The organism is Actinomadura logoneensis, assembly GCF_003428695.1.
GTDB lineage: Bacteria > Actinomycetota > Actinomycetes > Streptosporangiales > Streptosporangiaceae > Spirillospora > Spirillospora logoneensis.
In genome coordinates this window covers 1-21,806 of sequence record NZ_QURH01001042.1, presented here as the reverse complement: position 1 = coordinate 21,806, position 21,806 = coordinate 1, and the positions used below count along the sequence as shown (strand labels likewise).

General features: G+C 73.9%; 21 protein-coding genes and 1 pseudogene. 12 read left to right on the top strand and 10 right to left on the bottom strand.

Annotated elements, in window-relative coordinates; all coding sequences use genetic code 11:
• Positions 1-102 precede the first annotated feature (102 nt).
• The 7 genes from DZF91_RS37180 to DZF91_RS37150 are packed head-to-tail and all read left to right on the top strand — an operon-like array spanning position 103 to position 6,023.
• Positions 103-879 carry a DUF6390 family protein gene (locus DZF91_RS37180; protein ID WP_199487153.1) on the top strand — a complete coding sequence of 259 codons (777 nt, stop codon included), beginning with the start codon at positions 103-105 and terminating at the stop codon, positions 877-879.
• A 16-nt stretch (positions 880-895) separates the two neighbouring features.
• Complete coding sequence (locus DZF91_RS37175; protein ID WP_199487152.1) at positions 896-1,378, top strand: cyclic nucleotide-binding domain-containing protein; 483 nt, start codon at positions 896-898, stop codon at positions 1,376-1,378.
• The gene (locus DZF91_RS37170) at positions 1,375-2,226 is read left to right on the top strand and encodes an FAD/NAD(P)-binding protein (RefSeq protein WP_117361710.1); all 852 of its coding nucleotides are present in this window, start codon (positions 1,375-1,377) and stop codon (positions 2,224-2,226) included. The genes DZF91_RS37175 and DZF91_RS37170 overlap by 4 nt, the downstream gene beginning before the upstream one ends.
• Before the next feature lie 2 nt (positions 2,227-2,228).
• On the top strand, positions 2,229-3,101 hold the full coding sequence (locus tag DZF91_RS37165; protein ID WP_117361709.1) for an NADH-quinone oxidoreductase subunit B family protein: 873 nt from the start codon (positions 2,229-2,231) through the stop codon (positions 3,099-3,101).
• Positions 3,098-4,393, top strand: coding sequence for a Ni/Fe hydrogenase subunit alpha (locus DZF91_RS37160; protein WP_199487151.1), 1,296 nt, complete (start codon positions 3,098-3,100; stop codon positions 4,391-4,393). The genes DZF91_RS37165 and DZF91_RS37160 overlap by 4 nt, the downstream gene beginning before the upstream one ends.
• Positions 4,390-4,911, top strand: a complete 522-nt coding sequence (locus DZF91_RS37155; RefSeq protein ID WP_199487150.1) for a hydrogenase maturation protease — start codon at positions 4,390-4,392, stop codon at positions 4,909-4,911. The genes DZF91_RS37160 and DZF91_RS37155 overlap by 4 nt, the downstream gene beginning before the upstream one ends.
• The gene (locus tag DZF91_RS37150; protein WP_117361708.1) at positions 4,908-6,023 is read left to right on the top strand and encodes a 4Fe-4S dicluster domain-containing protein; all 1,116 of its coding nucleotides are present in this window, start codon (positions 4,908-4,910) and stop codon (positions 6,021-6,023) included. The genes DZF91_RS37155 and DZF91_RS37150 overlap by 4 nt, the downstream gene beginning before the upstream one ends.
• Before the next feature lie 64 nt (positions 6,024-6,087).
• Here DZF91_RS37150 and DZF91_RS37145 read toward each other — a convergent pair whose 3' ends face one another.
• From DZF91_RS37145 to DZF91_RS37135, 3 genes are all read right to left on the bottom strand, one after another.
• Positions 6,088-7,320 (bottom strand): chymotrypsin family serine protease, encoded by a 1,233-nt coding sequence (locus tag DZF91_RS37145; RefSeq protein ID WP_117361707.1) that lies wholly within the window; start codon positions 7,318-7,320, stop codon positions 6,088-6,090.
• A gap of 221 nt (positions 7,321-7,541) precedes the next feature.
• Complete coding sequence (locus tag DZF91_RS37140; protein ID WP_117361706.1) at positions 7,542-8,414, bottom strand: SDR family oxidoreductase; 873 nt, start codon at positions 8,412-8,414, stop codon at positions 7,542-7,544.
• 17 nt (positions 8,415-8,431) lie between these two features.
• Positions 8,432-9,679: an MFS transporter gene (locus DZF91_RS37135; protein WP_117361705.1), complete on the bottom strand. Its 1,248-nt coding sequence runs from the start codon at positions 9,677-9,679 to the stop codon at positions 8,432-8,434.
• Between the two features lie 80 nt (positions 9,680-9,759).
• Between DZF91_RS37135 and DZF91_RS37130 the strand changes: the two genes are divergently transcribed.
• Positions 9,760-10,644, top strand: a complete 885-nt coding sequence (locus DZF91_RS37130; RefSeq protein WP_117361704.1) for a LysR family transcriptional regulator — start codon at positions 9,760-9,762, stop codon at positions 10,642-10,644.
• 322 nt (positions 10,645-10,966) lie between these two features.
• Positions 10,967-11,044 (top strand): annotated as a pseudogene (locus tag DZF91_RS43010) (hypothetical protein); the annotation flags it as partial.
• Positions 11,045-11,097: 53 nt separating this feature from the next.
• Here DZF91_RS43010 and DZF91_RS39215 read toward each other — a convergent pair.
• The 3 genes from DZF91_RS39215 to DZF91_RS37110 form a co-directional block, all read right to left on the bottom strand.
• Positions 11,098-12,114: a CU044_5270 family protein gene (locus DZF91_RS39215; protein ID WP_147341560.1), complete on the bottom strand. Its 1,017-nt coding sequence runs from the start codon at positions 12,112-12,114 to the stop codon at positions 11,098-11,100.
• A 2-nt stretch (positions 12,115-12,116) separates the two neighbouring features.
• On the bottom strand, positions 12,117-12,689 hold the full coding sequence (locus DZF91_RS37115) for an RNA polymerase sigma factor (protein WP_117361702.1): 573 nt from the start codon (positions 12,687-12,689) through the stop codon (positions 12,117-12,119).
• A 238-nt stretch (positions 12,690-12,927) separates the two neighbouring features.
• Positions 12,928-13,524: a TetR/AcrR family transcriptional regulator gene (locus DZF91_RS37110; RefSeq protein ID WP_117361701.1), complete on the bottom strand. Its 597-nt coding sequence runs from the start codon at positions 13,522-13,524 to the stop codon at positions 12,928-12,930.
• A 124-nt stretch (positions 13,525-13,648) separates the two neighbouring features.
• Here DZF91_RS37110 and DZF91_RS37105 point away from each other — a divergent pair, with 124 nt between their 5' ends.
• Positions 13,649-14,662 carry an aldo/keto reductase gene (locus DZF91_RS37105; RefSeq protein ID WP_117361700.1) on the top strand — a complete coding sequence of 338 codons (1,014 nt, stop codon included), beginning with the start codon at positions 13,649-13,651 and terminating at the stop codon, positions 14,660-14,662.
• Between the two features lie 48 nt (positions 14,663-14,710).
• Here the strand turns inward: DZF91_RS37105 and DZF91_RS37100 are convergent, their stop codons facing one another.
• The gene (locus tag DZF91_RS37100) at positions 14,711-15,895 is read right to left on the bottom strand and encodes an erythromycin esterase family protein (protein WP_117361699.1); all 1,185 of its coding nucleotides are present in this window, start codon (positions 15,893-15,895) and stop codon (positions 14,711-14,713) included.
• An 83-nt stretch (positions 15,896-15,978) separates the two neighbouring features.
• On the opposite strand from DZF91_RS37100, the gene DZF91_RS37095 reads away from it, so the two are divergent.
• The gene (locus tag DZF91_RS37095; protein WP_199487155.1) at positions 15,979-16,662 is read left to right on the top strand and encodes a MerR family transcriptional regulator; all 684 of its coding nucleotides are present in this window, start codon (positions 15,979-15,981) and stop codon (positions 16,660-16,662) included.
• A 52-nt stretch (positions 16,663-16,714) separates the two neighbouring features.
• Complete coding sequence (locus DZF91_RS37090) at positions 16,715-17,779, top strand: tyrosine-type recombinase/integrase (RefSeq protein WP_117361697.1); 1,065 nt, start codon at positions 16,715-16,717, stop codon at positions 17,777-17,779.
• 34 nt (positions 17,780-17,813) lie between these two features.
• On the opposite strand, the gene DZF91_RS37085 is transcribed toward DZF91_RS37090, so the two are convergent.
• The 3 genes from DZF91_RS37085 to DZF91_RS37075 form a co-directional block, all read right to left on the bottom strand.
• The gene (locus DZF91_RS37085; protein ID WP_117361696.1) at positions 17,814-18,143 is read right to left on the bottom strand and encodes a MerR family transcriptional regulator; all 330 of its coding nucleotides are present in this window, start codon (positions 18,141-18,143) and stop codon (positions 17,814-17,816) included.
• 76 nt (positions 18,144-18,219) lie between these two features.
• A complete protein-coding gene (locus tag DZF91_RS37080) occupies positions 18,220-18,669 on the bottom strand; it encodes an Hsp20/alpha crystallin family protein (RefSeq protein WP_117361695.1) in 450 nt (149 codons plus the stop codon).
• 199 nt (positions 18,670-18,868) lie between these two features.
• A partial coding sequence (locus DZF91_RS37075) for an ATP-binding protein (RefSeq protein ID WP_117361694.1) occupies positions 18,869-21,806 on the bottom strand: 2,938 nt, incomplete at its 5' end.

Genomic DNA, 21,806 nt, shown 5'->3' with positions numbered 1-21,806 from the left:
GGCCGCCGAGGCGGGTGGGCTGGCGATGCTGGCCGCAGGGGCCGCGCTGGTGGTCGCGGCGGCGCGGCGGAGGCGGGCGCGGCTGCCGGAGAGCGCCGCCGCATGACCCGGGGCCCGGTGCTGTTCGCCCGGTTCGCGTTCCCGCCCAACGCGCTCGGGTACTGCGGGCCGGACGACAGCACCGAGGTCCGGGACTACGGCGCGGCCGGGATCGCCGACCGGGGCCTGACCGAGCTGGCCGAGCGGTTCTGCGGTGCGTGGCCCTACCTCCGGCTGATCGCGGCGGCGTCGCGCATCGGTGATCCTCTGGACGCCCGGGTCGTGCGCGCCTACTGGATCGGCGGCCCGCCGCTCGAACGGGTGGGGCCCCGGGTTCTGGCGGCCCACCTGGACGACCGGTTCGGCAGCCGGACGGGCAGCCGCCGGGCGGACCTGGCTTCGCTGGCCCTGTCCGGAGGGCGTCCGCACCACAACTTCCACGTGTTCGCCGTGTATCCGTGGGTGGGGTTGCTCAGGGCCGGGTTCGGCGAGGAGGCTTTACGGGTCCTCGACCGTTGCCGCATCAGGTGGGGGCGTGTCATGTCCATCGAGGCAGGGACGGCGACGGTACTGTCGCGTCCGCTGCTGTGGGACGGGCACGGCCTGTCCCTCGGGGATCCGCGGCCGGAGACGGCGCGCCTCGGACCGGGACCGGCCGTCCGCCCCGGCGACGTGGTCGCCCTGCACTGGGACTGGATCTGCCACCGGCTCACCTTTCAGGACGTGGCGACGCTGCGCCACTACACGGCGAGCCAGCTGGCGGTGGTCAACGACGCGGAGCGCCCCGCGCCGACGCTGGACCGCGGGCCCCGCAGCCGGGTGCCGCGAGTCCGTTCCTGAGAGGAGGCCGGGACTGATGGAGGAAACCGGCGGCATCACGTCCGCCTCCCTGTCCCGGGAGCGCTTCTTCGCCGGCATGCCCGAGCCGCACCTCGCCGCGCTGGCGGCGACCGCCGACTCGGTGCAGGTCCCGGCCGGGCACCGGTTCTTCACCGAAGGGGGTCCCGCCCGGCGGTTCTGGCTGCTGCGCTCCGGCACGGTCACGCTCGACCTGCAGGTCCCCGGACGCGGCGCCGTCGTGGTCGAGTCCCTGCCCCCTTCGTCGGTGCTGGGCTGGTCATGGCTGTTCCCACCGCACCGCTGGCGGTTCGGCGCCGTCGCCCCCGAACGGGTCACCGCCTTCCGCTTCGACGGGGCCGCCGTCCGGGAACTGTGCGCCGCCGATTCCCGGCTCGGCCGTGACCTGGCCCTGCGGTTCGCGCAGGTGATGCTGGACCGCCTCGAGGCCACCCGGGTCCGGATGCTCGACCTGTACGCGCACCCCGGGGAACCGCGATGACATCGGCGGCCACGCCGATGGCGCCCGTCCCGTACCGGGTGACCGGGCGGCGCGACGAGACGACCGACACGGTCACACTGACGCTGGAGCCTGTCGAGAGGCCCATCCCCACGCCGCTCCCCGGCCAGTTCACGATGATGTACGCGTTCGGGGTCGGCGAGGTGCCGATCTCGGTCAGCCGCATCGGCCCGCACCCGCGGGACGGTTCCACGCCGGGACCGGTGCTGGAGCAGACCGTCCGGGCCGTCGGCGCGGTCACCGGGGCGATCTGCGGGACGCGGCCCGGCCAGGTCGTCGGGCTGCGCGGCCCGTTCGGCGTCGGCTGGGAGGTGGACGCGGCCCGCGGCCGTGATCTGGTCCTGGCCGCGGGCGGGATCGGGCTGGCCCCGCTGAGGCCGGTCCTGCTGCGAGCCCTGTCGGAGCCCGACGCCTTCGGCCGGGTCGCCCTGCTGATCGGCGCCCGCACCCCGGCCGACCTGCTGTTCACCAGCGAGCTCGACGAATGGCGGGCCCGCGGGGCGCAGATCGAGGTCACGGTGGACCGCCCGTCCCCGGGCTGGGACGGCCGCGTCGGCCTGATCACCGCCCTGGTGCCCGTCGCGGACGTCGATCCGGGCCGGGCCGTCGCCTTCCTCTGCGGGCCCGAGGTGATGATGCGCGTCACCGCCGAGGCGCTCACCGGGCGCGGCATCCGGGACGCCGACGTCCGGCTGTCACTGGAGCGCAACATGCGGTGCGGACTCGGCTGGTGCGGGCACTGCCAGCTCGGTCCGCTGCTGGTCTGCCGGGACGGGCCCGTCGTGCCGTACACGCGCGCCGCGCCCCTGATGACCGTCCGGGAGCTGTAGCGATGGGACGACCGACGGAGGACCGGCCGGACCGGCGGCCGGAGCGGCCGACGCTGGCGGTGTGGAAGTTCGCCTCCTGCGACGGCTGCCAGTTGACCCTCCTGGACTGCGAGGACGAACTGCTCACCCTCGCCGGCCAGGTCGAGATCGTCCACTTCCGGGAGGCGTCCAGCGCCGCCGGGGACGGCCCGTACGACGTGTCCCTGGTGGAGGGGTCGATCACCACCGCGGCGGACCTGGAGCGCATCCGGCACGTGCGTGCGGTGTCCCGCAGGCTGATCACGATCGGGGCGTGCGCGACCGCCGGGGGCGTCCAGGCCCTGCGCAACTTCGCCGACGTCGCGGAGTTCGCGTCCGTCGTCTACGCGCGTCCGGAGTACGTCGCCACGCTCGCGGACTCCACGCCCATCGCGGCCCACGTGCCCGTGGACTTCGAACTGCGCGGCTGCCCGATCGACCGTCGCCAGCTCATCGAGGTGCTGGCGGCCCACCTGGCGGGACGACGGCCCCACGTCCCCGCCCACGCGGTGTGCTTCGAGTGCAAGATCCGCGGGAACCTGTGCGTCATGGTCGCCCACGGCACCCCGTGCCTGGGGCCGATCACCCACGCGGGCTGTGGCGCGATCTGCCCGGCGTACGGACGTGGCTGCTACGGCTGTTTCGGGCCCTCTCCCGCCTGGAGCGGCACCCGTCCGAACACGCGAGGGCTGCTGCCCTGGCTGGAGATGACCGAGGAAGAGACGCGGCGCGTGCTGTCGACCTTCAATGTCGCGGCCTTCCACGAGGCCGCGGAGGAAGCCGGGCCACCGGAGGGACCGGCGTCGGCGGAGCGGGCGGAGCCGCCGCGGGGACCGGGGGGAGGGGACGGGCGGTGACGCACCGGAACGACCGGACGCTCAGAGTCGGGGCGCTCGCCCGGGTCGAGGGCGAGGGCGCGATGTACGTCCGGGTGCGCGGCCGGAACGTCGAGGAGGTGCGGCTCGACATCTACGAGCCACCCCGGTTCTTCGAGGCGTTCCTGCGCGGGCGCGCGCACACCGAACCACCCGACATCACGGCCCGGATCTGCGGGATCTGCCCGGTCGCCTACCAGATGAGCGCGTGCCAGGCGGTCGAGGCCGCCTGCGGCGTGACCGTGGACGGCCCCCTGCGCGACCTGCGGCGGCTGCTCTACTGCGGCGAGTGGATCGAGAGCCATGCCCTGCACGTCTACCTGCTGCACGCACCCGACTTCCTCGGCTACCCCGGCGCCGTCGAACTCGCCCGCGACCACCGCCCGGTCGTCGAGCGGGGCCTGCGGCTGAAGAAGGCGGGCAACACGGTGATGGAGGTCCTCGGCGGACGCGCGATCCACCCGGTGAACGTCCGCGTCGGCGGCTTCTACCGGACGCCCGAGCGCACCGAACTCGTCCCGCTCGCCGAAACCCTGCGGCGGGCCCGCGACGACGCGCTCGCCACCGTGGAGTGGGCGGCGGGTTTCGAGTTCCCCGACTTCACCCACGACCACGAGTACCTCGCGCTGACCGCCGAGCGCTACCCGCTGGAGGCGGGGACCCTGCGGAGCACCGGTGGACGCGCCTTCACCGCCGCGGATTTCGAGGAGCACGTCACCGAGCACCAGGTCCCCCACTCGACCGCGCTGCACGCGCACTTCACCGGCGGTGGCCGCTACCTCACGGGCCCGCTCGCCCGGTACTCCCTCAACCGCGACCGGCTCTCGCCGCTCGCGCGGGAGGCCGCGGACCGCGCCGGGCTCGGCCCGGAGTGCCGCAACCCGTTCCGCAGCATCCTCGTCCGCGCCGTCGAAATCGTCTACGCCGTGGACGAGGCGCTCCGCATCATCGCCGACTACCGGCCGCCGCCCCGCCCCGCGGTGCCGGTGCCGCCGCGGCGGGCCACCGGGCACGGCGCGACCGAGGCTCCGCGCGGAACCCTCTACCACCGTTACGACCTCGGCCCCGACGGCCTGATCCAGGCCGCGCGGATCATCCCGCCCACGTCCCAGAACCAGGCCGCCATCGAGGACGACCTGCGCCGTTTCGTCGCCGACCGCCTGCACCTGGACGACCACGACCTGACCCACCGGTGCGAGCAGGCGATCCGCAACTACGACCCCTGCATCTCCTGCTCCACCCACTTCCTCGACCTCACCGTGGACCGGTCGTGACCCACGACGGCGTGCCCGCGACCATCGTCATCGGCGTCGGCAACGACCTGCGCCGCGACGACGGCGCGGGCCCGGCGGTCATCGAGGCGCTGCGCGGCCGGGTGCGGGCGACGCTCGCGGTCACCGACGGCGAGCCGGCCCGGCTCATCGCCCTGTGGGCCGGAGCCGACCGCGCGGTCGTCGTGGACGCGGTCCGCGCCGACCCGCCGCGCCCCGGCCGGATCCACGACCTCGGCGTGCGGACCGCGGCACTGGCGCGACGCCCCGTCACGGGCCACGCCCTCGGCCTCGGCGACGCCGTCGCCCTCGGCCTCGCCGTCGGGCAGGTGCCCGTCCGGCTGCGGGTGCTGGCGATCGAGGGGATCGACTTCGGCTTCGGCCCCGGGCTGACCCCGCACGTCGCCGAGGCCGTCACCGTCGTCGCCGACCGGATCGCCGCCTCCCTCGGCCGGGATCCGGTGCGCCCGGCCGGGCGGCCGTCAGACCACCTGTTCCCCAAGGAGGACCGATCACCATGACCACGATGGAACTGGCCGGCCTCGGGCCGCTCCACGACGCGCTCCGCGACGCCGGGTACACCGTCATCGGCCCGACCGTCCGTGACGACGCCATCGTCCTCACGGAACTGGAGTCGATCGACCGGCTGCCGCACGGGTGGGGCGTCCGGCTCGCGCCCGGGGGTTACCGGCTGCGCCGGCGAGACGACGAGGCGGCCTTCGCCCACGCGGCCGGGCCGCAGTCCTGGAAGCCGTTCCTGCACCGGTCGCGGGTCAAGCTCTGGGAAGCCGACCGGACCGGTGACGGCTTCGAGGTCCGGGAGGAGCCGCATCCCCCGGCCCGCCTGGCACTGCTCGGCGTCCGGCCGTGCGACCTGCGGGCCATCGCCGTCCAGGACCGGGTCCTGACCGGCGGCCGGCACGTGGACCCGTCCTACGCGGCCCGGCGGAGCGACGCGTTCATCATCGCCGTCAACTGCACCGAGCCCGGCGGGACCTGCTTCTGCGTCTCCATGGGCACCGGACCGCAGGCGGGGCCGGGATACGACCTGGCGCTCACCGAGCTGGTCGGCGACGAAGGCGTCCGTTACGTCGTGGACGCCGGCACCCAGGCGGGCTCCGACATGATGGACGCCATCGGAGCCGGGCCCGCCGCGTCCGGCGATGTGGAGCGGGCCCGCGCCGAGGTGGCCGCGGCCGCCGGCCGGATGGGCCGGACGATGCCCCCGGTGGACCTGCACGACCTGATGGCCGGAACCCTGGACGCCGCCCGCTGGGACGAGGTCACCGAGCGCTGCCTGAGCTGCGGTAACTGCACCATGGTCTGCCCGACCTGCTTCTGCACGACGGTCACCGACACCACCGACCTCACCGGCGACCACGCCGAACGCTGGCAGGTGTGGGACTCCTGCTTCGACCCCGGCTTCTCCCATCTGCACGGCGGTGACGTCCGTGCCTCCCCGCGCAGCCGCTACCGGCAGTGGCTCACGCACAAGCTGGGCACCTGGCACGACCAGTTCGGCTCCTCCGGCTGCGTCGGCTGCGGCCGGTGCATCGTCTGGTGCCCGGTCGGCATCGACCTCACCGAAGAAGCCGCCGCTCTGCACGCCGAGGCGGCATCCACCGACCGGTGACGTTCGCGCGGGGAGGCCGATCGTCCACCGGTCCTCCCGGTCACGAGCAGGCGGGCCCGGACGTTCAGTTCACGATCGTGGTGACTCCGAAGTCACGCCACGCCGTGCCGAAGTCCTGGTAGTAGAGCGTGGAGCCGCTGTGCGCGGTGATCGTTCCCTTGGCCACCACGTCGTAGTCGCCGCTGAGGGAGAAGACCGGCCCGCCGCTGTCGCCGTCCAGGCTCGCCTGTCCGCCGTCCGCCCGGCGGGCGACGACCAGGTCGGAGTAGTACTCGGTGTTGCCGTAGGCGTCGCGGTACCAGCCGCCGTAGGTGAAGTTGGTCGTGTTCTGGATGCCGCAGACGGCGCCGCTGGCCGCACCGGACTGGCAGACCCATTCGTTCGCGTAGGCCCAGTCCCAGCCGACGACGCCCTTGGTGAAGTCGCCCGCCGAACTGCCGTCCCACATACGCGCCTTCACGGGAGCGTCGATGAGGAGCAGGTCATGGCCGACGTTCTCCTGGACGGCCCACCCGATCCAAAGGCCGGTCCCGGCCGTCGTCCAGGAGCCGTTGTGCCAGCCGCCCCCGACACGGCCGCAGTGGCCGGCGGTCAGGACGTAGCTGTTGCCTCTGCCGTCGGTGACGGGCCACCCCGCGGTGCAGAGCGCATGGTTGTCGTCGTTGAGGATGGCGCCGCCCGCGTAGTAGGGCGCGGAGTCGTTGTACCGGCCGTTGAGGCCGGCCACGCCGCCGTCGACATAGCTCACCGGCACACCGACGGCGGTCCTGGCCTGAGCCGCGAGCGCCTTCCCCTTGTCCTTGGTGGTCAGGACGAGCCCGTCGCCGGTGAGCGACCCGGAGACCTGGCTGATCGGATACGCCGGGTCCTTCTTCATGGCGGCGAGCAGACCCGCGGCCGCCGCCTTGAGCTCGGCCTGGGAGTAGCGGGCGGGCTTCACCTCGACCGGGGCGGTGCCGCGCGCATCGCCGACGGCCTTGCTGACGGCGGCGGAGAGCTTTCCCTTCCACCACAACTGAACCGAGTCGGGCTGCAGAACGACACCCGCGAACCCGCCTTGACCCGTCTTCTCCACCGCCCAGGAAATCTTGGAGGCGGCCTTCTTCAGCGGTATCTGGTCATGCATCTTCTGCCGGATGTCGGCGGGAATGTGACTGAACGGAACCCGCTCGACGGCGTCCTTGCCGTCACCGGGCGCCTGGTCCGCCGCCGCCGGCACGATGCCCGACAGTGCCACGCTCAGCACCGCCGCACCCAGGACTCCGACGAACCGTGCGGAGCCGTGCTTGAAACCCATGTGTTCCTCTCGCTTGGACCTGTGGCCAAGCGAGAGTATTGATCAATTTTGCAGGGACGAGATATTCATGGCGTGCGGTTAGGTTGTGCGACGCGTGCGGCAATCGGCGGGGAGACTGGACCGCCATATCTCGGCGCGTCTTTTCCATATCTGCGGCATGCGTACAGGGAAAGGGAATTCCGAGGCCGCGACGTGGTGGCGGCGCATGGCGGGCCGCCCGTTCAGCCCCGGAAGGCCGGGGCGTGGTCGCGGGCGAAGTCGGCGACGTCGCGCGGCGGACGGCCCAGGAGCTCCGCGACGGTGTCGGTGGTGAAGTCGCCCCAGCCGGACGTGTACGCCTGCGCGTACTCCTCGAGCATGTCGACGATCCAGGCGGGGACGCCGTAGTCGAGCAGGGCCTTGCGCTTGGCGTCGTCGCTGACCGGCAGGTATCCGACGGGACGTCCGAGCGCGGCGCCGAGCCGGTCGGCGACCTCGTCGAACGTCACCGAGCGCGGGCCGGTGAGGGTGTAGGTCCGGCCGTGGTGCTCGTCGGGGCCGTCCAGCAGGACGCGGGCGGCGCACTCGGCGATGTCGCGGGCGTCGATCATGCCCAGCCGGGCTCCGGCCATGTTCAGCGAGAACGCGTCACCGCTCGCCACGTCACCCGCCTCGTTCAGCAGGTTCTGCATGAACCAGTGCGGGCGCAGGATCGTCCAGCGCATCCCGTACCGCTCCACCTCGCGGTCGCACAGCGCGTGCAGCCGGGCGCTGCGGGTCGGCGCGTCATGTGCCGCGCCGACGACCGACAGCCGGACGACGCGTTCCACTCCGGCCTGGTGAGCGGCCCACATGGCGTTCATGTTGTGCTCGGGCGTGCGGGGCCCGTTGGGGACGAGCAGCCACAGGTCGTGGACGCCCTCGAAGGCGGCGGGGAGCGAGCGCGGATCGTCGAGGTCCCCGGTGACGACCTCCACGCCCCGCTCGCGGAGCCCGTCGGCCTTCGACGGGTCGCGGACGAGCGCGCGCGGGTTCGCGTCGGCGCCCTGGAGAGCGTCCATCAGGGCGGTGGACACGGTTCCGGTGGCGCCGGTGATGAGGATGGTGCGCGGCATGTCTTCTCTTCCTTCGGTCAGTTGGTGGCGGATGCCAGGTCCCGGGCCGGACGTTCCGCGGGCTTCCGCGGCGTCCGTCCGGTGGTGAGGCGTTCGAGGATCCAGAGGACGACCGTCCCGGCGGACAGGACGGCGCCCAGCGCGCACACCCCGCTCCAGCCGCCCCGTGCCCAGGCCGCCGAGGTCAGCGCGGAGCCGGCGGCGCCGCCCAGGAACAGCGTCGTCATGAAGGCGGAGTTGATGCGGTTGCGGGCCTCCGGCCGCAGCCCGTACAGCACGTTCTGCGTGCTGTTCAGTACCGCCTGGTGCGCCAGGTCGAGGACGACCACGCCGGTGAGCAGCCAGAACAGCGAGTGTGCCCCGGCCGCGGACGCCGCCCACGACGTCACGAGCAGCACCGCCCCCGCCCCGGTCACGACCTGCACGAGGCCCCGGTCGGCGAGCCGGCCCGCGAACGCGGCGGTGAGGGCGCCGACGACGCCGAGCAGCCCCACCGAGCCGATGGACGACTCGGACCAGCCGTACTCCGGCCCCGACAGCAGGAACGTCACGGCCGTCCACAGGACGCTGAACGACGCCAGGCTCAGCGCGCCGATCCCCGCCCGCCACCTCAGCAGGGGCTCGTGGCGGAACATCGCCGCCGTGGAGCGCAGGAGGCCGGGGTAGGTGAGGGTCCGGTCGCGTCCGCCGAGGCGCGGGAGGAACAGCCGCAGCAGCACGGCCATCGCCGCCATGAGCAGCGCGTCCACCCAGTACACCGTCCGCCAGCCGCCCAGGTCCGCGAGGGCGCCGGACGCGGTGCGGGCCACGAGCAGGCCGAGCATGAGGCCGGTCATCACCGTGCCGACCACCTTCCCCCGCTCGGACGGGTGGGCCAGGGCGGCGGCGAACGGCACCACCACCTGCGCGCCGACCGAGGCCAGGGCGGTCAGGGCCGTCCCGGCGAGCAGCACCGCTCCGTTGGGGGCGGTCGCCGAGACCAGCAGGAACACCGCCGTCGCCGCGTAGAGGGCGACCGCGAGCCGCCGCCGCTCCATGAGGTCGCCCAGCGGCACCAGCAGCATCAGGCCCAGGGCGTAGCCGGCCTGGGCGGCGGTGACCAGCAGCGCCGCCTGCGTCGAGCCGAGCCGCAGCTCGCGGCCGATGAGGTCGAGCAGCGGCTGCGCGAAGTAGTTGCCCGCGGCGGCCAGCCCGGTCGCCACCGCCATGAGCGCCAGCAGGCCGCGCGACAGGCCGCCGCCCTCGGGGCGGGAACTCGTCGTCATGCGTCCAGGCTGCGGCACCGGTGATCAATGAGTCCAACACATGTTTGTCATGGACATCGATCGTGATCCACGATGGTTCCGTGGAACTCCAGCAGATGCGTTACGTGGTCGCCGTCGCGGAGGCGGGCACCTTCACCCGCGCCGCCGAGCAGTGCATGGTCGTGCAGTCCGCGCTCAGCCACCAGATCGCCCGGCTGGAGCGCGAGCTGGGGGCCCGGCTGTTCGACCGCACCAGCCGACGCGTCCGGCTGACCCCGGCGGGCGAGGCGTTCCTGCCCGCCGCGCGGCAGTCCCTGGACGCGGCGGAGCGGGCGAAGGCCGAGGTCGCCGCGGTGTCCGGCGAGGTGCGCGGGACCATCTCCATCGGCGCCATCCCCACCATCACGGCCGTGGACCTGCCGGGCCTCCTGGAGCGGTTCCACGCGCGCCACCCGCGGGTGCGGATCAGCCTGCGCTCGGGCGCGAGCGAGGAGATGGTCGAGCGGGTGCGCACGGGCGCGCTCGACGTCGCGTTCCTCGGCATCCCGGTGAGCGCCCGCCCGAAGGGCGTGCACGGACGTGAGCTGGCGCGCGGTGAGCTTGTCGCGGTGACGGCGCCCGGCCATCCGCTCGCCGCCCGGGACCGCGTGGAGCTGCGCGACCTGGCCGACGAGCCGTTCGTCGACTTCCCGCCGGGCTCGGCTGCGCGGGCGCAGACGGACGAGGCGTTCGCGGCGGCGGGCGTCCGGCGGGAGGTCGGCTTCGAGATCTCCTCGGTGGACTTCATGACGCGGCTCATCCGGCAGGGGCTCGGGATCGGGCTGATGCCGGCGGCGTTCGTCCCCGAGCTGACCGGGCTGGCCGTCCTGCGGATCCGCGACGCCCCCGCCCGCCTGGAGCACCTGGTGTGGGGCCGGTTCCCGCCGTCCCCGGCCACCGCGGCCTTCCTCGCCGAACTCGGCATCCCACCCGCCGACGGCGACTAGTCCGGTCGGGGAGCATCCTGCCCGACGCGGCGCCGCCCAAATCCACCGTCAGGACTTCCTCGGCCGGCTGTCCGCTCCGGGGTCCGCACTGGAGGCGGTGCTGATCCGGGCCCGCGCCCTCGGAGAACTGGCCGCGGACAAGAAGCCCGCGGTTCTGGCGAGGTTCCTGGTGACCGTGCTCCAGGGCATCCGCGTGGTGGGTAAGACGCCGGGCCGCCGGCGGTTCCTCGGCGTCGTCCTGCACCACGTCACCGGAGGACGAGTCGAGCCGGTGATCCTTCTCGGGGGCTGGCCGCAGACCTGGTGGCAGTTCCGCAGGGTGATGCGGGAGCTGGCGCGCCGCTACCAGGTGACGGCCGTCGACCTGCGGGGCATGGGCGGCTCGGCCGAACCCGAGTCCGGTTACGAGGCGTGCCGTCCCGCTGCGGGGACGGCACGCCGGGACGCGGAGGGTCAGGGGAGAGTGGGGATCTTCGGAGGGGCGTCGGTCCATCCGGCCTGGAGGTACACGACCTTGTCGACCTTGCCGGTGACGCCTGCCACGGCGCGCGAGGTGCTGAGCACCAGCGAGGAGCCCGGGTCGATGATCACGGTGTCGGAGACGCCGCGCTGGACCTGGACGCGCAGCCCGACCCCCTTGCGGCCGCGCTCGTCGGCGACCTCGCCCATGGCGGTGACACCGGGCATGGCGGCGAGCATCCGGAAGGCGGCGGCCCGCACCTTCGGCGGCGCGGGAACGGAGCTGAGCAGGTCGGTCACGCAGTTCTTCACGACCTCGTCCGCGGTCCGGCCTGCGGTGGGGTGATCGCGCGGGATCGCCCGCCGCAGGGTGTCCCGCAGCTCGGCGGGGTTCGTCGGCAGCGCCTGGACCTGCCGGTACGTCATCCCCTTGTCGCAGACGGGGAAGGTCTTGGTTCCGGTGCCCTTGTCGAGGCGCGGGGAGATCCGGGCCGGGTCGGGGGAGCCGTCCCGCCGGAAGGCGGCCTCGTCCTTGGCGGACGCGGGCGTCGGGGGGAGGCCCCGGTATCCCGTCCAGGACCGGCCGTCCGGGCGGCTCCACTGCCCGACCAGCTGCCAACCGAGGATCGAGTAGTTCTTCCGCTCGTTGTGGAAGAGGCGCGACTGCATCTGCAGGACGTGCCAGTACGTGCCGCTGGTCGGCGCCTTCTCGGCGTGCTCGGCGGCGGTGAGCAGCACGGTCGTGGACGACATCGGGCGCGTGGCGGGCCCGTGCCGCGGATCGGGCGCGCGCGGCGAGGTCCCGGACGACACGACGACCACCCCCGTGACGGCGGCGGCGGTGGCGGCGGTCAGGCCGAAGCCGCTCCACAGGGCGGGGCGGCGCCAGGCGCGGCGCGCCGGGCGCTCCGGCTGGCGCATCCCGTCGAGCAGGCGACGGTGGACGGCGGCCCTGGTCTCCGGTGTGGGCGGCTCGTCCAGCATCTCGCTGATCATCTGGAGCTCGTCCATGGTCACAGTCCTTCCGTGGGGGCGGGCAGAGCGGCGCGCAGCTTCCTGCGCGCCCGGTTCAGCCGGGAGCCGACGGTTCCGTACGGGATGCCGAGGACGTCGGCGATCTCCTCGTGGGTGAGCTGGGAGAGGGCCTTCAACAGCACGACGTCGCGGTCCTTGCCGGACAGTCCCGCGAGCGCGCGGGCCAGGGACGGCTGGAGCCGTTCGGCGGAGACCGAGGCCGCGACCCGGTCCTCGTGGCCGTCGGGGTGGCGGTCCGGGGGCACCTGGGCGAGCGCCTGGTAGCGGCGGGTCTCGGTGCGGCGGTGCTGGCCGATGAGGTTGGTCGCGATGCCGTACAGCCAGGGCCGTACGGATCCGCGGGCCGGGTCGAAGGCGGCGCGTCCGCGGAACGCGGCGAGGAAGACCTCGGCCACCACGTCCTCGGCCGCCTGCGGGCCGAGGCGTCCGGCGACGTAGCGGTGGATGTCGGCGTAGTGCCGGTCGTAGACGGTCGAGAAGCGGTCGCCGTCGCGGACGGACGTGGCGAGCAGCTCCGCGTCCGTCGGGGCCGTGTCGGGGGGAGCGGTCACGGTGCCGCCCCTTCCGGCCGGTTCAGCATGGGCACCTCCGGGAGGTTGGTCGTCACCCCCTACTTCGTCCGCCCCCCGGATCACTTTCACGCGGGCCCCACGCGGGCGGCGCGCACGGCTACGGGACCGTCGGCGCCGGTGGCGTCCTCCACCCGTCCGGCGGGAGCCCGAACACCAGCAGGCGCACCGCCGCGGATTGTCTGGGAAGCCGTACCGGAACAGTGTTCCGGGTGTTCCGCTAAGCGGTGCGCCGCAGTCCCGCGACGAGCAGCTCCACCAGGCGGCGCGCGTCGTAGCGTGGGTCGCTCTCCGCGCCGATGCACAGGTTGCCGACGCCGCGCATGAGCTCGTAGGCGTCGATGCCGGCGCGGATCTCACCGGCGTCCGCGGCGGCCCGGAGCAGGTCGGAGCACACCGGTACGAGGCGGTCGAGGAAGTAGGCGTGCAGGGACTGGAAGGCGGGGTCGTCCGACTGCAGCACCGAGGCCAGGCCGTGCTTGGTGGCGACGAAGTCGACGAACCGGTTCACCCATCGCCCCAGCGCGTCATAGGGCGAGCCGCCGCCGGCCAGGAGGGTCTCGCCGGCCTCGGCGCACGCCTCGACCTGGTGCCGGTAGACGGCGGCGATCAGGTCCGCGCGCGTGGGGAAGTGGCGGTAGATGGTCGCGACCCCGACGCCCGCCCGGGAGGCGATCTCGCGCACCGGCGCCTCGACTCCCGAGGTCGCGAACACGGCGGTCGCGGCGTCCAGCAGCGCGCGCTCGTTCCGCCGGGCGTCGGCCCGCTTGCGCGGGGCGCTCCCGCCCGCCTTCGCTGCTCTCGACGCGTCGGCCATCGCACCTTCCCATTGCTAACCGGAACAATGTTCCGTATATTAATCGGAACGCCGTTCCGCTTGGTTCATGATGCCAGACCGGAACCGGCGGACCCAAGCCATCCCTCCGACCAAGGAGCACTCGATGCTGTACCGCACTCTCGGCCGCACCGGAGTCCAGGTGAGCGCGCTGGTGCTCGGCGCGATGAACTTCGGCAGGATCGGCGGCACCGGCCAGGACGAGGCCGACGCCATCGTGGGCGCCGCGCTCGACGCCGGGGTCAACCTCATCGACACCGCCGACTTCTACCCCGGGTCCGAGGAGATGGTCGGCAGGGCCATCGCCGGCCGCCGGGACGACATCGTCCTGGCGACCAAGGCGGCGCTCGCCGTGGACGACGACCGCAACCACCGGGGCGCCTCGCGCCGCTGGCTGGTCACCGAGCTGGACAACAGCCTGCGCCGCCTGGGCGTCGACCACGTCGACCTCTACCAGATCCACCGCTGGGACCCGGCGACCGGTGACGAGGAGACCCTGTCGGCGCTGACCGACCTGCAGCGGGCCGGGAAGATCCGCTACTTCGGCTCCTCGACCTTCCCCGCCTACCGCATCGTCCAGGCCCAGTGGGCGGCGCGCGAGGCCCGGCTCGGCCGGTACGTCACCGAGCAGCCCAGCTACTCGGTCCTGCAGCGCGGGATCGAGGCGGACGTCCTCCCGGTCGCCGAGGAGTACGGGATGGGCGTGCTCGTGTGGAGCCCGCTGGCCTCGGGGTGGCTGTCGGGGGCGGTCCGCGCGGGCAGGGAGATCGCCACCCACCGCTCGACGGTGCTGCCCGAGCGGTTCGACCTGTCGCTGCCGGCCAACCGGGCGCGGCTGGACGCGGTCGAGCGCCTGGTGAAGGTCGCCGACCAGGCCGGGCTGACGCTGATCCAGCTCGCCCTCGGGTTCGTCACCGCGCACCCCGCCGTGACCAGCGCGATCATCGGCCCCCGGACGATCGACCACCTGCACGCGCAACTCGCCGCCGCCGACACGGTCCTGTCCGCGGACGTGCTCGACGCGATCGACGAGATCGTCGCGCCCGGCGTCGATCTGGCCGCGCACGAGAAGGTCGACACGCGCCCGGCCCTCGTCGACGCGTCGCTGCGCCGCCGCTGACCGCTCCGGGTGCGGCGGTCCGCGACCGCCGCACCCGGGGGGATCCGGTCAGACCTCCCGGACGAAGACGACGGCGTCCATCCGGTCGGTCGCGGACGGGTCGAGGGACGCGTAGGTGTAGTCGGCGGGGACGCGTCGTTCCGGCTTCCGGTCGAGGACTTCGGTGAGGCGGCGCGGGTCCACGATGCCGCGCTCGTGGGGCAGCTCCGACAGCATCCCTTCCAGGCTGTCCGGGGCGGGGACGTCGGAGCCGCGGGTTCCGAAGTTCGTGGTCACGAACGCGTACCGGTCGCCGAGGTGGACGGACGTGACGGCTCCGGCGCCCCACCACTCGACGTGCCCGTCCGCCCAGCCCATGCCGCTGCGGTCGCGCTGCAGGTGGGAGTTGTGGGCGAACACGAGGGTGGGCCCGCGGCGTTCCTCGCGCCGGACGATCGCGTCGAGGTTGTCGGCCATCATCGTGGCCCGCACGGACAGCAGCGTGCTGATGCGGGCGGGCGAGGTGTCCGCCATGGCGTCGTGGTAGCGCAGCAACCCGGTCGCGGTACGGCCGTGCAGGTCGGCGCGCCACCAGTCGTCCCGGGAGGTGGACGCGATGAGCAGCGGGGCGTGGGCGGCGAGCAGGCCGCGCAGGTCGTCGGTGAGCAGCCGCAGCTCGCGGGCCGCCGGGGTCCGGCCGATGGACGTGGAGGGGTCCATCATGACCGCGGTGTCCGTCCAGGGCTCGTCCGGCCCGAGGAGCTCGTCGAGATCGGCGCGACTACGGGGCATGCGGATGTGGGCGGCGAGGTAGTCGTACAGCTCGCTCAGCGCCTCCCTCGGACTGGCCGCGTAGGCGGTCTCCAGAGGGCCGTCCATCCCGTAGAAGCGCAGCCGTCCGTCCGGTGCGCACCGCTCGTTGTGGGCGCGCATCCAGCGGAGCAGTTCGCGGTTCGCGGCGTACGCGCCGTGTCCATGGCTGAAGCCCCGCCGCAGCGCCTCATCGAGGGTGCCGGTCCCGTCGCCGACGTAGGCGTCCGCGACGAGGCCCATGAGGCAGTCGCTTTCGAGGGCGATCGAGCGGTAGCCCTCGTGTTCGACCAGATACCGGAACAGCTCGTTGCGCAGTTCGGGGAACGCCTCGACACCATGCGTCGGCTCCCCGAGGCCGAGCAGGCGAAGGGGTGAAGGGAGCATCGCGGTGAGGGAGGCGCTGGTGAAGGGACGCACGGCGTCCCGGATCGGTGCCGTCATACCTTCAACCGTATCGTTGAACCTTCGGTGTAAACTTTGGCCGCTATATACGACGGATGGCGAGGTGAAGCCTCAAAGTGGGGTTGCGGCCTGTCGATCTGGCGCGGGAGCACGGCCTGTCCACGCAGGCGGTCCGCAACTACGAGGAGGCGGGCATCCTGCCGCCGGCCGGGCGCACGCCCAGCGGATACCGCGTCTACGCACCGCGCCATGCCGCCGCGCTGACGGCCTTCCTGGCCCTCGTCCCCGCGCACGGCCACGCGACGGCGAGCGCGATCATGCGCGCGGTGAACGGCGGAGCGGCCGACGAGGCGTTCCGCCTGATCGACGAGAGCCACGCGGAGCTGGCCGGCGACCGGCGCACCCTGGAGGCCGTCGAACGGGCCCTGCACGACCTGACGCTCCCGGACGCCGAGGAACCGGCGCGGGACGCGGTGTTCATCGGGCCGCTGGCGCGTCGGCTCGGCCTCCGCCCGGCGACGTTGCGCAAGTGGGAGAACGCCGGGCTGGTCGTCCCCGGACGCGATCCCCGGACCGGCTACCGCGTCTACGACGCGTCCGCCGTCCGGGACGTGCTGATGGCCCACCAGCTCCGGCGCGGCGGCTACGGACTGGAGCAGATAGCGCAGGTCCTGGAGCGGATGCGGACGGCGGGCGGCCCCGAGGCGCTGCGGCCGACCCTGCGGGAATGGCATGAGCGCCTGGCGGCACGCGGCCGGGCGATGCTCGCGGGCGCCGCCGCGCTCGACGCCTACCTGGACGCCTGATCCTCCCGGAAGGTTCTAAGCTTCTGCCGTGACGGAGACAGGGAGCTGACCCGTGGCGGACACGCGGCCCGAACCCGGGACGGACACCGGCGCCCTGATCCCGCGCGAGACCGAGCTGGACGTCCCGTCGGCGCCCGGACGAGCCGCCCTGCGCGGCACCCCGCCCGCCCGCGCGGCCGGGGAACTGGCCAGCCTGATGCGGGCCGCCGGGCTGGACGAGTCCGCGCTGCGCGCCACCGGCGTGTGGCTGGTCTCGGGACGGCGCTCGTCCGCGCACACCCAGGCCGCCTACCTGCGGGACATCGGCTGGTGGGTGTGGTGGTGCACGGTCCGCGCGGCCAGGGCGCAGGCGCCCGTCCCCCGGGACGCCGACCTGTACGTCGCCGATCTGGTCGCGTCCGGACTGGCCCGCGCCACGGTGAACCGCCGGGTGGCGGCCGTGTCGTCGTGGTACCGGTACCTCGTGCGCGAGGGATGCGTGGCGGCCAACCCGTTCGAGGGGGCGGAGCGTCCGCGTATGGACACCCGGCACTCGCGCACGCGCGGTCTCTCCAAGCGGCAGGTCGCCGAAGTGCTCGGGCACGCCGCCGAGCACGAGTCGGCGCGCACCTACGCCCTGCTCTGGCTGATGTTCGCCACCGCCGGACGCATCGGGTCGCTGCTGTCCGCGCGGATCGAGGACCTGGGCCACGACAGCGGGCACCGCGTGCTGGACGTGGTGGTCAAGGGCGGGCAGAGCAAGCGGTTCGCGCTGCCGCCGCCCGCGGTCGCCGCGCTCGACCGCTACCTCGCCGAGCGCGGACGTCCCGCGTCCGGGCCCCTCTTCGTCACCCGCACGGGACGTCCGCTCGTCCAGTCCTACGTGTGGAAGCTGGTCAACCGGATCGCGGGGGAGTGCGGCGTGGACTTCGTCATCAGCCCGCACTCCTTCCGCCACTCGGCGATCACGATCGCGCTGGGCGAGGGACGTCCGCTGCACGTCGTGCAGGACTTCGCCGGGCACGCCGACCCGCGCACGACCCGCCGCTACGACCGCGACCGCGACGCCCTGGACCGCTCCCCGGCGTACCAGCTGGCCGCTCTCGTCGCCCCCTCGACGCGTGCGTCGGACGGCTGACCGGCGGGCGAAGGCCGACCGGCGGGAAGAGGGACTACTCGCCGCGTGCCGGGCCGCGGCCGTGCTCGCGCAGGCGGCGGGCGAGGTCGTCGCGTTCCCGGGTGAGATCGGCGACCTGCTGCTGGAGCTCGATGATGCGGCGGATCGCGGGCAGGGTCATGCCCTCGTCCATCATCGTGACGACCTCCTGGATGCGGCCGATCTCGTTGCGGCTGTAGCGGCGCTGGCCGCCCGCCGAACGCTGCGGGGAGACCACCTGCTGGGCGTCGATGCGCCGCAGGAACGCCTGCTGCACCTGCAGCATGTCGGCGACCTGCCCCACCGTGAACAGGGCGGCGTGCTCGTCGTCCATGGGCAGAATCACCGATCGCTCCTTCTCCTGTCGGCTCCGCCGCCGGCACGGGCGGCGGCGGAGCCCGTCTCACCGCCGTCGGCGGCTGTCAGCGCTTGATCGCCTTGGGGCCGTCGCCGGTCTGCTGGATGGTGACCTTGCGCGGCTTGGCCTTCTCCAGCACCGGGATGCGGACCGCCAGGACGCCGTTGTTGTAGGCCGCCTCGACCGCCTCGGCGTCCAGGTGCTCCGAGAGGTAGACGCGGCGGCTGAAGGAGCCCATCGGGCGCTCGCGGACGAAGACCCGCTCGTCCTCGCCGAACTCCTCCTCGCGGCGCGCGGTCACCGACAGGACGCCGCGGTCGACGGTCACCTCGATCGACTCGGGGTCGACGCCGGGCAGGTCGAACCGCAGCACGACGTCGTCGGCGCGGCGGATCCCGTCCATCGGCATGCCCGCCCCGTTGCCGAGCGCGCCCTGGCCGACCGCCTGCCGGACGGCGCGGTCGAACTGGCGCTCGAACTCCTGCACGAACGGGTCGATCGACGTCAGCAGCATCGTGTGTCACCTCCGAAGATCCCCGGGCCCGGCCCGGATCGCCTGAACCTGCAGAGAACCTGCAACTCCATTTATAGATTTGATCGATGCCAATTGTCAAGGATGCTGACCGTCGAATGACAGGTCCTGGCGGCCGGGGACCCGTTGGACGGCACAGGGGACGGACGAAGCGTGTTCCGCCGTGGCGTGCGGAGAGAGATCAGGCGGTGGTTCGCGAGCGGGCCTCGCCCGCCCAGTGGGGAGCGTTCCACCGCTCGGCGACGGCCGCGGCCTCAGCGAAGTGGGCGGCGGCCTCGCGGTGGCGGCCGAGGAGGACGGCCAGCTCGCCGAGCGTGTGGGCGACCGGGCGCAGCGCGACGGCGAGGCTCGCGGCGCCCGCCGGAGGGCCGTCGCGGTGCGGGAGCAGGGCGGCGTAGACCTCCTCGGCGGCCTCGCGGTCGTCCAGGGCGACCGCGGCCATCGCGCGCAGCGTCGTGAGGAAGGTGAAGAAGAAGTCGGGCCGGATCGGGCCGGACGACGCACGCACCTCCCGGGCCTCGGCGTCCAGGCCGTTGGCGTGGAGGGCGAGCGCGAGCAGGTCGCAGGTCATGGGGCCGAGTTCGGCGTGCAGGGCGCGGACCTCGTCCAGGTGCGCGCCGAGCGTGCCGTCGTTCAGCCGGATCGTCATCCGGGCGAGCGCCAGGAAGCCCGTGGCGTGCACCGATCCGGCGCGCCGCATGCCCTCGTCGGCCTTGAGGTAGAGGCGTTCGGCGTCGGCGAGGCGGCCTTCGATGAGCGCCAGGGTCGCCAGCGTGATCTCGGCGACGGCGGTCGCCTCGGGCATCCGGTAGGCGCGGGCGAGATCGAGGGCGTCGGTGATCATCCGCCGCATGGTCGCCGGGTCGTTGGCCCCTGCGGCGAGCGCGGCATGGCTGAGCAGCCCGCTGACGCGGTAGACCGGCAGGTCGTGCTCGACACCGATCCGCACGAGTTCACGGCAGAGCGCGGGGTCGCCGCGGACGTCCACCAGGATCTCCAGCGCCGCGGCCCGGAGCCGGGGATCGGCGGCGAGGCCGAGGGCCTCCCGCGCCGCCTCCAGGACGGTCGGGTCGTCCTCGCCGACCAGCTCGGTCGCGTACGCCGTCAGGAGCCGGGACCGCACCGGAGGGGGAAGTTCGCGCTTCAGCAGGCGGCCGAGGCGGTCCACGACGGGCCGGTCCACCGTGCCGTACGTCCGGGCCTGCCAGGGGGTCGGCTCCGTCCACGCGGTGAAGGCCGCGATCATCAGGTCGTCGCGGCCCAGGGACTCGGCGTACTCCACGGCCTCACGGCGCGTCTCGCGGGCGGCCGCGACCGCTCCCGCGCGGATCTGCGCGCGCAGCAGCCTGCCGAGCAGGTCGACGCGCTCGTCCGGCCCGGTCGAGTTGGCGACGGCGTCGGCGAGCAGGCAGGCCGCCACGTCGTGGGCATAGCGGGCCTCGGCGAGCTCGGCGGCCTGGACGCAGTAGCGGACGGCCTTCGGCGAGCCCGCCCGCGCGTAGTGGTGGGCGAGCGCCGCGATGTCGCCGGTGCCTTCCAGCGCGCTGGCGATCCGGGCGTGCATCCGGGCCGCGCGCAGGCGGCTGAGGTCGGCGACGAGCGTGTCCCGGACGAGCGCGTGCACGAAGCGGACGACGCCCGGGCCGGGCTCGTCGAGGAGTCCGGAGATGACTCCCGCGTCCAGCGCGTCCAGCACGCCGTCCTCGTCGGTGTCGGCGGCCTTGACGAGGACGTCCACCGAGCTCTCCCGGCCCGCGACGGCCGCGAGCCGCAGGACGGACACGCCGCCCTCGGGCAGCCGCGCGAGCCGGCGGCGCAGGACGTCCCGGACGCCCTCGGGGACCTCCGAGAGAGCGACCAGCGCCCCCTCGCCGTTCAGCAGCCGCGCGCTCTCGCGCACGTAGAACGGGTTGCCGCCGGTGCGCTCGGCGATCCCGGCGATGGTCTCCTCGTCGGCCTCGCACTCCGTCCGGACGAGCTCCGCGACGGCCTCGGTGTCCAACCCTGGCAGGGCCAGGCGGAGGGGCCTGGCGCGCGCGAGGGCGGCGAGCGTTTCGGTGAGGCGCGCGCTCTCGTCCGCGCGGTACGCGGCGACGACCAGGATCGGGGCCCGCAGGCCGAGGCAGCCGCCGAGCAGTTCCAGGGTGGCGGCGTCCGCCCAGTGCAGGTCGTCCAGCACGACGGCGACCGGCCGCTCCGCGGCGACCGCCGCGAGCCACTTCCACACGGCCCGGCGCAGCCGGAACCGTCCCGCGGTGGCGTCGGCGTCCGCCGGTCCGGTATCGGTGAGCAGCGGCGCGAGGTCGGCGGCGAAGCGGCCCGGGGACCTGGCCGCCGCGACGGCCCGCAGCGCCTCGGCCCAGGCCCAGGCGGGCGGCGCGCTGTCGATCTCGGGGCAGCGGCCGGCGGCGACCAGCCATCCGTCCCGGTCGAGCCGCGCGGCCAGGTGGTCCAGGAGCGTCGACTTGCCGAGCCCGGCCTCGCCGGTGACCAGGGCGATGCGGGTTCCGTCGGCGGCGGCCTCGTCGGCGGCCGTGACCAGCGCCGACAGCTGCGCCTTCCGCCCGACGAACGGCGCCCTGACGGTCGGGGACGACCGCGCCGGTGTTGACGGCGCGCTCGCCGGTGGCGGTGGCGGCGGCGGGGGGACGGACTCGCGCAGGAGCTCGGTGCGCTGGGCGAGGATCGCCTCCTCCAGCGCCGTCAGGTCCGGGCCGGGGTCGAGACCGAGCTCGTCGGCGAGGACGGAGCGGGCGCGCCGGAGCGTCGCCAGCGCGTCGGCCTGCCGGCCGCTGCTCCACAGCGCCAGCGCGTGCAGCCGCCAGCCCTCCTCGCGCAGCGGCTCGTCGCGGGTGAGCCGTTCGGCCTCGGCGACCACCGCGGCGGGGTCGCCGGCGCGCAGACCCGCCGCGACGTGCAGCTCCGCGGCGACCAGGCGCGACTCGTTCAACCGGGCCGTCTCGGCGGCGGCCCACGGCTCGTCCGCGACCTCGGCGAACGCGGGCCCCCGCCACAGCCCCAACGCCTCGGCGAGCCGGGCCCGCGCGGCGCGCGGATCGGTGACCGCGCGGGCCCGGTCGAGCAGTTCCTCGAACCGCCACGCGTCCACCGACTCCGGC